Here is a 10084-nt window from a genome sequence, read left to right on the forward strand (position 1 = left end):
GGCAGTGCCGCGGCGGCCAGCAGCGCGGCGATCTTGGCATTGGCCGTGCGCGGGTCCTTGCGCGCGCCGCGCGACCAGCCGCCGGTCTCGCGGATATTGACGAAGCGCACCGGCGCGGTGACGACGCCGTCGGCCTGCGTCTTCGCGGCCAGTTCGGTAAACAGCGGGCGTTCCTGCGTGCAGGCGACGATCACGTCTTCGGTGCCGTCGAGCGCGGCGGTGAAGGCGCCGACCTCGCGGCGGCACAACAGGCGGTGGACTTTCAGCGGGGCGGCGCCCGGCTGGGTGGAGGCATCCGACAGTGCCGCCCCGTCAAGCGGCATGGTGTCGTTGCAATTGCAGATCAGCGTCGGCATGGTCGGTACAGCTGGCCGGCTTGCCAGCCCGCTTCTTTCGAGCGGGTCCGCGCCGGCGGTTTGTGGGGGAGTGACATTGTAGGCCCGACGCGGGGCCGGGGCTACGCAGGTTTGTCCGTAGCTGGTTCGGTATGCGGCACGGCGGGGGTGGCATCGCCCCCCGGCGCGGGCGTGGTTTGCGCCTTCACGCCGGCATCGGCGCCGTCGTCCGGGGCGATGTGCGCGCCGGCCTGTGCGGTGCCATCCGGCTCGCCGGTACCGTCCTCGGGGACATCAACGGACGATTCGGCCCCGGCTTGAGCTTGCGCTTCGTCGTCCGGAGCCGAGCCCTGACGGCCGGCAGCGGTGCCGGGCTCTTCCACTTCCTCGATCGGATCGAACAGGCCCAGCGTCTCGGACTGGCGCAGGCGCCGCAGCACGTCGGGCGGAATCGGGTCCGGCTTGCTGTAGTCGTCGATATAGATATCGAGCCCGTCCATCACATTGAAATGCGGGTCGGCGAACAGCGTCTTCAGCGCGGCGCGCTTGACGGTTTCGTCGACGCCCCGGGCGACGAAGCGGGCCACGCTGTCGCCGGGCTTGAGCATCGCCACGTCGGCCAGCGTCGGCGCGGGCGGGGCTTCGGCCTCGGGCGCGACGGCACCGGCCGTTGCGTCGGCCTTCACATCGGCCTTTGCCGGAACGGCGACCGGCGCGGCGGGCGACGCGGCAGGCGGCGATACGGGTTCGGCTGCCACGGCCTTGCCCTCGCGCACGGCGGCCTTGCGGCGTGACCAGCGGGACAGGAAGGACGTTTCGGTCGAATCGCTCATGATGGAAAGTCAGGCGGCAAAGAGACGGGTAACGACATCCCTGCCGCGGATTTCAATGGCGTGCTCAGCAACGCGTTCAGTGGTGCAGTCAGTGGTGCGTTCGGCGGCGTTCGGCGGTGCGCTCAATAGCGCGCCCGGTCCTGCGGCGACTTGAACGACTCCGGCCGCCGGCGCTTCTTCGGCTCGGGCCGGTAGTGCTCGGCCACATAGGCCTGCAGCCAGGCCAGCTGTTCGGGTGCGAGCGGCACGTTCTCGACCGTCTCGCCGGCATCGAGCCAGCGCCCCGCCTCGTTGTACGACAGCGAGACGGTCACCGGCAGCGGCCGGCGCCCGTCTTCCGGCTGGGTCTCGTCCATGCGCCACAGCACGAACCAGCACGGCGCCGTGGAGCTCAGGTTCAGATAGTAGCCCTCGGCTTCGTCGCGGAACAGCTCGACAGGGTAGCCGGGATAGAGCCAGCGGGCGCCCTGCTCGTCCTCGTGCAGGCAGTGCGGCTCGGTACCGAACGCGCCAAGGTCCGGCACCACCGCTTCGAGCTCCCACTTCCAGGGCTGCCAGCGGCTCGCCAGCGCGATTCTGCGCATCACCACCGCCATCGTGACGGCGGGGCGGCCGCCGGCCGGCGGCGGAGCCTCGGACTGCATCGGTTCCATGGTCAGGTGTTCTGCACGACGATGCTGGGGAACTTGCTGGTCATGTCGCGCGCCTTGTCGGCGACCTTGATCGCCACCTTGCGCGCGATGCCGCGGTAGAGCTCGGCGATCGGGCTGTCGGGCTCGGCGACCACCGTGGGCCGGCCGGAATCGGCCTGCTGGCGGATCGACAGGTTCAGCGGCAGGCTGCCCAGCAGGTCGACGCCATATTGCTCGCACATCCGCTCGCCGCCGCCCTCGCCGAAGATATGCTCGACGTGGCCGCAGTTCGGGCAGCAATAGACCGCCATGTTCTCGACGATGCCGAGGATCGGGATGCCGACCTTCTCGAACATCTTCAGGCCCTTGCGCGCGTCCAGCAGCGCGATGTCCTGCGGCGTGGTGACGATCACCGCGCCGGTCACGGGCACCTTCTGCGACAGCGTCAGCTGGATGTCGCCGGTGCCCGGCGGCATGTCGACGATCAGGTAATCCAGCTCGTGCCAGTTCGTCTGGCGCAGCAGCTGCTCCAGCGCCGAGGTCACCATCGGCCCGCGCCAGACCATCGGGTTGTCCTGCTCGATCAGGAAGCCGATCGAGTTGGCCTGCAGCCCGTGGCCCTCCAGCGGCTCCATGGTCTGGCCGTCGGCGGACTCGGGACGGCCGTCGATGCCCAGCATCATCGGCAGGCTCGGGCCGTAGATGTCGGCGTCCAGCATGCCGACGCGCGCGCCTTCGGCGGCCAGCGCCAGCGCGAGGTTGACGGCGGTGGTGGACTTGCCGACGCCGCCCTTGCCGGAGGCGACCGCGATCACGTTCTTGACACCCGGCAGCAGCTTGACGCCGCGCTGCACGGCATGGGCGACGATGTGCATGGTCACCGTCACGCTGACATTGGTGACGCCGGGCAGGGCGCGCAGCGCCGCGATCACCAGCTTGCGGATCGGGTCGAGCTGGCTCTTGGCCGGATAGCCGAGTTCGACGTCGAGCGAGACATCGCCGCCATCGACACGGATATTGCGGGCGGAGCGCGTGCTCACCAGATCCTTGCCCGTGTTGGGATCGATCACGGTACGCAAGGCTTCGGTAACCTGGTCAACGGTAAGGCTCAAGACAATCTCCGCTACTTGATATGTGGGGGAAGGCGCGTACTGTATCAAAGAGTGGCCCCGCGGCTCGGCGAGGGCCAGGAAGGCTTCGATTATCCCTGTGGTGCACAAGGGATTACACGTGCTTACAACTTTCACAGCGTGGCGCTTGTGCACGGGGCGCCATCTCCCTATTGTAGTGCCCCGAAACGTCGGCTCGCCCCGGATCCCGCCCGAGACTTCGGCGGTGCCCGAAAGCAGCCTGAATCGCCACTTGGCGCTTGCATTTTTTGGAAGCTGCTGGCGCAATTAGGCCAGTGCGTCACAATGCCTCAACCCGAGGCGCAGGCAGCCGCAGTTGAAGCACAACAATCGACAGAAGGAGAAAGCATGAAACTCAAGCTCGTCAGCCTTTCGATCGTCGCCGCACTGGCCGCCGGCTGTGCGACCGAGCAGGGTACGCACACCGCCGTGGGTACCGGTGCGGGCGCCGCCGTGGGCGCCGGCCTGGGCAACCTGATCGGCGGCAACACCAAGGGCACCGTGATCGGCGCGGCCGTCGGCGCCGCCGCGGGCGGTGCGCTGGGCTACAACTGGAACGCGATCCGGGGCAAGCTGAGCCGCGATACCGCCGGCACCGGCACCCAGATCACCGAGCAGCCGGACGGCTCGCTGAAGGTCAATATCCCCAGCCAGGTGACGTTCGATACCGACAGCGCGACCATCAAGCCGTCGTTCCGCTCGGTGCTCGACCAGGTCGCCCAGACGCTGAGCCAGCACCAGGACGTCAACGCCACGGTGATCGGCCATACCGACAGCACCGGCAACCCGACCTACAACATGCAGCTGTCCCAGCGCCGCGCCCAGAGCGTGGCCGGCTACCTGGGCGACCGCGGGGTCGCGCGCAACCGCCTGAGTGCCGAGGGCCGGGGCCAGTCCCAGCCCATCGCGGACAACGCCACCGAGGCCGGCCGGGCCCAAAATCGCCGGGTCGAAATTTTTTTGAAACCAATTCAAGGGTGATGGAGTCATAGAAACAGGTACCGCTTGCCACCGTTGCTGGCTCGCGATGGGTGGCTGACCTCCCGGGCGGTACCTGATTTCTCCTCCTTTTCCGTTGTGGAAAGCTGCGCCGGCTCAGACCGGCGCTTTTTTTGGGCCGCACCTGGTGACGCACTGGGCCGCGCGTTTGCCCGCACGCGTGGCCGCGCGGTCCGCACCGGCGCCGCGGCCGGTGGCCGCCTCCCCCGCTTGCTAGAATGTCGGTTTTCCGCGCCGACCCCGCCCGCGCCGCGGAACACCGATATCCAACCGCTTCCCGACCGGCATCCCCATGACAGCACGTCGCATCCTCGTCACATCTGCCCTGCCTTACGCCAACGGCCAGATCCATATCGGCCACCTGGTGGAATACATCCAGACCGATATCTGGGTCCGCTTCCAGCGCATGATGGGCAACGAGGTCTATTACGTGGGCGCCGACGATACCCATGGCACGCCCGTGATGCTGCGCGCGGAAAAGGAAGGCATCACGCCGAAGCAGCTGATCGACCGGGTCTGGAACGAGCACAAGCGCGACTTCGACAGCTTCCTGGTCTCGTTCGACAACTACTACAGCACCGACTCCGAGGAGAACCGGCTGCTGTGCGAGAAGATCTACCTGGCGCTGAAGGCCGAGGACCTGATCGCCGAGCGCGACGTCGAGCAGTTCTACGATCCGGTCAAGAACATGTTCCTGCCGGACCGCTTCATCAAGGGCGAGTGCCCCAAGTGCGGCGCCAAGGACCAGTACGGCGACTCCTGCGAGGTCTGCGGCACCACCTATGTGCCGACCGACCTGAAGAACCCGTACTCGGTGGTGTCGGGCGCCACGCCGGTGCGCAAGTCCTCGACCCACTATTTCTTCAAGCTGTCCGATCCGCGCTGCGAGAGCTTCCTGCGGGAGTGGGTGGCCGACCTGGCCCAGCCGGAAGCCAGCAACAAGATGCAGGAATGGCTGGGCGGCGACGGCGAGGCTTCCACGCTGTCGGACTGGGACATCTCGCGCGACGCGCCCTATTTCGGCTTCGAGATCCCCGGCGCGCCGGGCAAGTTCTTCTACGTCTGGCTGGACGCGCCGATCGGCTACTACGCCAGCTTCAAGAACCTGTGCGAGCGCAAGGGCATCGACTTCGACGCCTGGGTCGGCCCGCATTCGACCGCCGAGCAATACCACTTCATCGGCAAGGACATCCTGTACTTCCACACGCTGTTCTGGCCGGCGATGCTGCGTTTCTCGGGCTACCGCACGCCGACCAATGTGTTCGCGCACGGCTTCCTGACCGTCGACGGCGCCAAGATGAGCAAGTCGCGCGGCACCTTCATCACCGCGCAGAGCTATATCGACACCGGCATGAACCCGGAATGGCTGCGCTACTACTTCGCCGCCAAGCTGAACGCCAGCATGGAAGACCTGGACCTGAACCTGGACGACTTCGTCTCGCGGGTCAACAGCGACCTGATCGGCAAGTACGTCAACATCGCCAGCCGGGCGGCGGGCTTCCTGGTCAAGCGCTTCGACGGCCGCGTCGACGACGCCGCGCTGTCGCACCCGCTGCTCGAGCAGCTGCGCCAGGCCGCGCCGCAGATCGCGCAGCTGTACGAGGGCCGCGAATACAGCAAGGCGCTGCGCCTGGTGATGGAGCTGACCGACGCCGTCAACGCCTTCGTCGATGCCGAGAAGCCGTGGGAACTGGCCAAGGACGAGGCGAAACGCCCGGCCCTGCATGCCGCCTGCTCGGTGTCGCTGGAAGCGTTCCGCCTGCTGACGGTCTACCTGAAGCCCGTGGTGCCCAACGTCGCGGCCGGCGTCGAGGCCTTCCTCAATGTCGAGCCGCTGGACTGGCGCGCGATCGACCGGCAGCTGAGCAGCGCCAGCCCGATCAAGCCGTACTCGCACCTGATGACACGCGTGGACGCCAAGCAGATCGAGGCGCTGCTGGCGGCCAACCGCGACTCGCTGCAGGCCGCGCCGGCGGCCGGCGCGGCCGGAGCCGAGGGCGGCAATGCCCCCGCCGGCATCGAGCCCATCGCCGACACCATCACGATCGACGATTTCGCCAAGGTCGACCTGCGCGTGGCGCGCATCGTCGAATGCCAGAAGGTCGAGGGCTCGAACAAGCTGCTGCAGCTGACGCTGGACCTGGGCGAGGGCAAGACGCGCAACGTGTTCTCGGGCATCCAGTCGGCCTACCAGCCGGAGCAGCTGGTCGGCAAGCTGACCGTGGTGGTCGCCAACCTGGCACCGCGCAAGATGAAGTTCGGCCTGTCCGAAGGCATGGTGCTGGCGGCCTCGGCGGCCGACGAGAAGGCGGCGCCAGGCCTCTACATCCTCGAACCGCATGCGGGCGCGGTGCCCGGCATGCGCATTCGCTGATCGCCTCGCGCGTGCAGGGCGGCGTCAGCCGCCCTGCACCTTCGACGGATCGTCGCTGCGCGAGGTATGCGTGACGAGCCCGTCCGTGCCGAAGTGCACGTTGAAGAAGGCCTTGTCCTGCGAGGTCTCCCACCAGCGGTAGCCCCACACGGTTTCCTGCTTCAGGCGGAAGGCCTCGATCTTCGTGGGCTTGCCCAGCATGCGGCGGACGCTGTCCTGGCTCATGCCGGCACGCACGCGCTGGAAGTTCTCCGCCGTCAGCACCTGTTCGATCGCGCCGACCTTGCCGTCGGCGCCGATCGTCACCATCCAGGTGGTGGCGCCCTCGGGCCCGCGCGGATATTCGAGGCGGCGCGCACCGTTCTCCTCTTCCCAGACGATCTCGGGCCGGCCGGCCTGGCGGCGCACGTCGTCCTCGCTGGAGACGCCCGGCTCGATCCCCTTGAACAGCTGGCTGTCGGGCTGGACCGACTGCCAGGCCGAGCGCGCGGCGTCGCCCGCCTTGTTCAGCGCCTCGTCGACCTTGCGCTGGTCGCAGCCGAACAGCGCCAGCACCGAAGCGATCAGTCCCATCGCTGCCACTCCGCGCGCGGACCGGCGGCCCGCACCCACGCCGTTGCCTCGCTCATCGCTTGATGGCCTCGGCAGGCCCCTCCGGTGGCGTGGGCGGATTGTCGGCGTCGCCGCCGGTGCTTCCCGTACTTGCATCCTGCTCTCTCCTGGCGCCCTCGCGCCGTGGTGACGATCCTGAAAATAGCTGGCTCCAGCTGTCGAAACGCCGGTTGAACAGCAGCGACAGCCCGTTGATGGTGCCGCCGCGCGCGATCAGCGACCAGCGCCGCGAGAAGGCCCAGGTCACCTTGGCGACGTTGGCCGCCGACGTCAGGCTCTGCTCGTAGCCGACCGAAATCTTCTCGCTGACCGCCTTGCCGACGCTGACCACCTGCTGCTCGTTCAAACCCGCGGTGCTCGGGCCGATCGAGAATTCGTCGATGCCGAAGCGCTGCACCACGCCCTTGCCGGCCTTCGAGCCCAGCATGCCGAGCGCCGCACCGCCCAGCGCCGCCCCGCTCAGCTGCTGTTGCTGCCCGGCCGTGCTGCTGTCGGCGCCGTAGCCGAACATCAGCCACGACAGCTTGTCCTCGTCCGGCACGTTGGGCTCGGACACCAGCCGCACGCGCGGCAGCCGTACCGTGCCGGTGACCTCGACGCCCGCCTCGACTTCCTGGTTCAGCCGCATCGCGCGGATATTCAGATTCGGATTGCCGACCGGGCCATTGAAATTGACGATGCCGCGCGTGATCTGCAGCCGCCGACCGAAGGCCTCGTAGGTGCCGTCGACCACCCGCACGGTGCCGGTGACCCGCATCGGCGTCAAGGGCTCGCTGTTGACGCCCAGGCGCCCGGCCAGCAGCAGATCCGCTCCCGCGCCGCGGAAGCGGAAGCGGTCCCCCAGGTCCACCGACAGGTCGATGACCGGGGCGAAGCGGCTGGTCGGCTGCGACTCCGGCACCGCCGGCGTGGCGGCGGTGCGCACCTCGCGCTCGGCGCGCCGGTCCGACTTGCGCACGATCACCACGTCGTCGCCCAGCACCGGCGCGCCAGCCTTGGGCAGGTCGAACAACCCGCGATCGACGCGGAACTTGCCGCGGATCACGAACTGCCGGTTCTCGTTGGCCATGTCGGCGTTGCCGGACACCACCAGCGTGCGCTCGGGACTGGCGAACAGCTCCAGCCGGTCGGCGACGATGCGGGCACGCAGCGTCGGATCGGTTTCGCCGAGCCGCACGTTGCCGCTGGCGGTCAGCGTCCCGTCGCCGCCGCGGAACAGGACCTGGCGCAGCTCGATCACGTTGCGGTCGAGCACGATGCGCACGATGCCGTCAGTCAGGCGGATGCCCTGGTCGTACAGCGTGATGGCCAGGCCGTCGCCGTTGATGGTGCCGGTCAGCACCGGCGCGCCGATCGTGCCGGCCAGCTGCATCGCGGCCGCCAGCCGGCCGTCGAACGCGTATTGCGGACCGGTCAGGGCCTCCAGCGCCTTGAGCCGCGGCACATCGAAGGCGACCTGGCCGCCCAGCGCCGAGGCCGGCGTCACCGTCAGCACGCCCTGCTCGGGCATCAGGCCGGCGAAGGCGTCGACCCTGGCGGTACCCAGGCGCGACGACACCACGTTGCCGCGCAGCTGCAGGCGGGTGCCGGCGGCTTCGGCGCGCAGCACGGTGTCGCCCAGCCCCAGCGTGGTGTAGCCCCGGCCGGCGTTGACCGACAGGTCGCCGCTGCGGCGCCGTAGCTCGGCAAAGCCGGATGCGGTCTCGGCCAGGTTCAGGTTCCACTGGCCGTCCAGTATCAGATCCGAGCGCAGCGGTGGCGCATCGCCGGTGAAGGCCTCCGCCAGCGCGAGCAGATGGCCGACCTGCAGGCCATTGAGCGCGCCCTGGGTCCGGATGCGGCCGCGGTCCCAATCCAGGCGGTCCAGGGCAATGGTGCCGCGGGCCAGCTGCAGCCGCGTCTGCCCCAGGGTCAGCTTCTGCGCGCCGGCGCTGACGGCGACCGGCGTCAGCAGCTTCAGTTCGACGGTGCCGCGCTCCTCCAGCGTGCTGACCGTGCCGGTCCAGGTGCCGTTCTTCCAGCTGCCCTGCCCCGCGGCCTGCAATTGCAGCGGCCGGCGCCGCATGCGGCCCTCGCCTTCGACGTTGAAGCTGTGCCTGGCCTGCGTGCCGTCGAGGCTCGCCTGCAGCGTGCTCATCGACAATTGCGGACCGCGATAGCCGCGCGCGTCCAGCCGCAGCCGCAGCGGACCGTCGATGCCGCCGCGCAGATCGGCGTTGCCGCTGGCGCTCTCGACGCGGTGCGGACCCATCGACAGCGTGCGGGCATCGTAGGTTGCCGTGATTTCCGGCCGTTGCCAGGTGCCGCTGACCTGGGCGTCGAGCTTGAGCGTGCCGCCGACGCCGAACTTGAGCCGATCGAGCTGCGGCGCGTCGACGGCCACTGTCATGCGGTCGCCGCGCGCGCCAAAGCTGCCGCGCAGGTCGGCGCGGTTGCCGGCCATCGACAGCGTCGCCTCGCTCGGCAGCAGACGCTGTCCGGCCAGCCGGACCTTGCCGCCGCCGGTCATCGGCAGCCCCGCGTATTCGCTGTCGCCGATCGAGAAGTCCGCCGCCACGCGCGGCTCGCCGGCCAGCGTGCCGGAGGCGTCGAAGTTCGCGTTGATGCGGCCCTTGGCGACGCTCGCCAGCCGCGCCGGGTCCAGATCGCTGATGCGGCCCTTGAAGCTGAACGGCTGCTGGTCCTTCAGCCCGAGCCTGCCCTCGGCGTGCAGGCTGCCCTGCGCGACGCCCAGGCGCAGCGCGGCCAGCGTGACGGCGTCGGCATCGATGCGCGCGTCGGCGAACAGCTTCAGCTCGCCGCCGCCGAGGTCCAGCGCGACGCTCTGGCGGCCCGGCTCCAGCCGCACGATTACCGGGCCCGACAGCTTCGCGCTGCGCAGCTTGCCGTGCAGCGCATGCGGATCGAGCCGGCGCACGTCCAGATCGAAGCCGCCGCGGCCCTCGCGCAGCGAACCGCTGCCGACGATCTCGCCATTGCCGGCCAGCGCCACGCGCAGGTCGCGGACATGCTGGGCGGCCTCGCTCAGCTCGACCGTGGCGCGCAGCGACTGCACCGGCAGCCGCTCCGCGTCGAGCGGTCCGGGTTCGTGATTGCGGATGGAGACTTCGCCGGCCACGGTCAGCGGCGCGACGGCCGGTGCCGCCGGTGGCGATGGCTGGGCGGCGGA

At 69.1% G+C, this 10084-nt stretch carries 7 protein-coding genes and 1 pseudogene; 2 read left to right on the forward strand and 6 right to left on the reverse strand.

Annotated elements, in window-relative coordinates; genetic code table 11:
• The 4 genes and pseudogenes from AC6EI8_RS20030 to apbC all read right to left on the reverse strand — a co-directional run.
• Positions 1–356, reverse strand: a pseudogene (locus tag AC6EI8_RS20030) (4Fe-4S ferredoxin); the annotation flags it as partial.
• Between the two features lie 101 nt (positions 357–457).
• The gene (locus tag AC6EI8_RS20035; RefSeq protein ID WP_149317719.1) at positions 458–1168 is read right to left on the reverse strand and encodes a DUF3306 domain-containing protein; all 711 of its coding nucleotides are present in this window, start codon (positions 1166–1168) and stop codon (positions 458–460) included.
• A gap of 122 nt (positions 1169–1290) precedes the next feature.
• The gene (locus tag AC6EI8_RS20040; RefSeq protein ID WP_149317991.1) at positions 1291–1812 is read right to left on the reverse strand and encodes a DUF3305 domain-containing protein; all 522 of its coding nucleotides are present in this window, start codon (positions 1810–1812) and stop codon (positions 1291–1293) included.
• 11 nt (positions 1813–1823) lie between these two features.
• Positions 1824–2912: an iron-sulfur cluster carrier protein ApbC gene (gene apbC / locus AC6EI8_RS20045; protein WP_006578138.1), complete on the reverse strand. Its 1089-nt coding sequence runs from the start codon at positions 2910–2912 to the stop codon at positions 1824–1826.
• A gap of 366 nt (positions 2913–3278) precedes the next feature.
• Between apbC and AC6EI8_RS20050 the strand changes: the two genes are divergently transcribed.
• Together AC6EI8_RS20050 and metG are read left to right on the forward strand one after the other, a co-directional pair.
• Complete coding sequence (locus tag AC6EI8_RS20050) at positions 3279–3911, forward strand: YiaD family glycine zipper/OmpA-like lipoprotein (RefSeq protein WP_023263915.1); 633 nt, start codon at positions 3279–3281, stop codon at positions 3909–3911.
• Positions 3912–4221: 310 nt separating this feature from the next.
• The gene (gene metG, locus AC6EI8_RS20055; protein ID WP_149317718.1) at positions 4222–6303 is read left to right on the forward strand and encodes a methionine--tRNA ligase; all 2082 of its coding nucleotides are present in this window, start codon (positions 4222–4224) and stop codon (positions 6301–6303) included.
• A gap of 24 nt (positions 6304–6327) precedes the next feature.
• On the opposite strand, the gene AC6EI8_RS20060 is transcribed toward metG, so the two are convergent.
• Both AC6EI8_RS20060 and AC6EI8_RS20065 read right to left on the reverse strand, forming a co-directional pair.
• A complete protein-coding gene (locus tag AC6EI8_RS20060) occupies positions 6328–6876 on the reverse strand; it encodes an outer membrane protein assembly factor BamE domain-containing protein (RefSeq protein ID WP_150084404.1) in 549 nt (182 codons plus the stop codon).
• 52 nt (positions 6877–6928) lie between these two features.
• Positions 6929–10084: translocation/assembly module TamB domain-containing protein (locus tag AC6EI8_RS20065; RefSeq protein ID WP_498382697.1), on the reverse strand; the 3156-nt coding region annotated here is incomplete at its 5' end.

Source organism: Cupriavidus sp. R6-3 (genome assembly GCF_059772245.1).

What these genes read in the sequence shown, in the direction of transcription:
- metG (WP_149317718.1), top strand. Translation starts at nt 4,222, where the DNA reads ATGACAGCACGTCGCATCCTCGTCACATCTGCCCTGCCTTACGCCAAC.
- AC6EI8_RS20040 (WP_149317991.1), bottom strand. Translation starts at nt 1,812, where the DNA reads ATGCAGTCCGAGGCTCCGCCGCCGGCCGGCGGCCGCCCCGCCGTCACG.
- AC6EI8_RS20035 (WP_149317719.1), bottom strand. Translation starts at nt 1,168, where the DNA reads ATGAGCGATTCGACCGAAACGTCCTTCCTGTCCCGCTGGTCACGCCGC.
- AC6EI8_RS20060 (WP_150084404.1), bottom strand. Translation starts at nt 6,876, where the DNA reads ATGGGACTGATCGCTTCGGTGCTGGCGCTGTTCGGCTGCGACCAGCGC.
- AC6EI8_RS20050 (WP_023263915.1), top strand. Translation starts at nt 3,279, where the DNA reads ATGAAACTCAAGCTCGTCAGCCTTTCGATCGTCGCCGCACTGGCCGCC.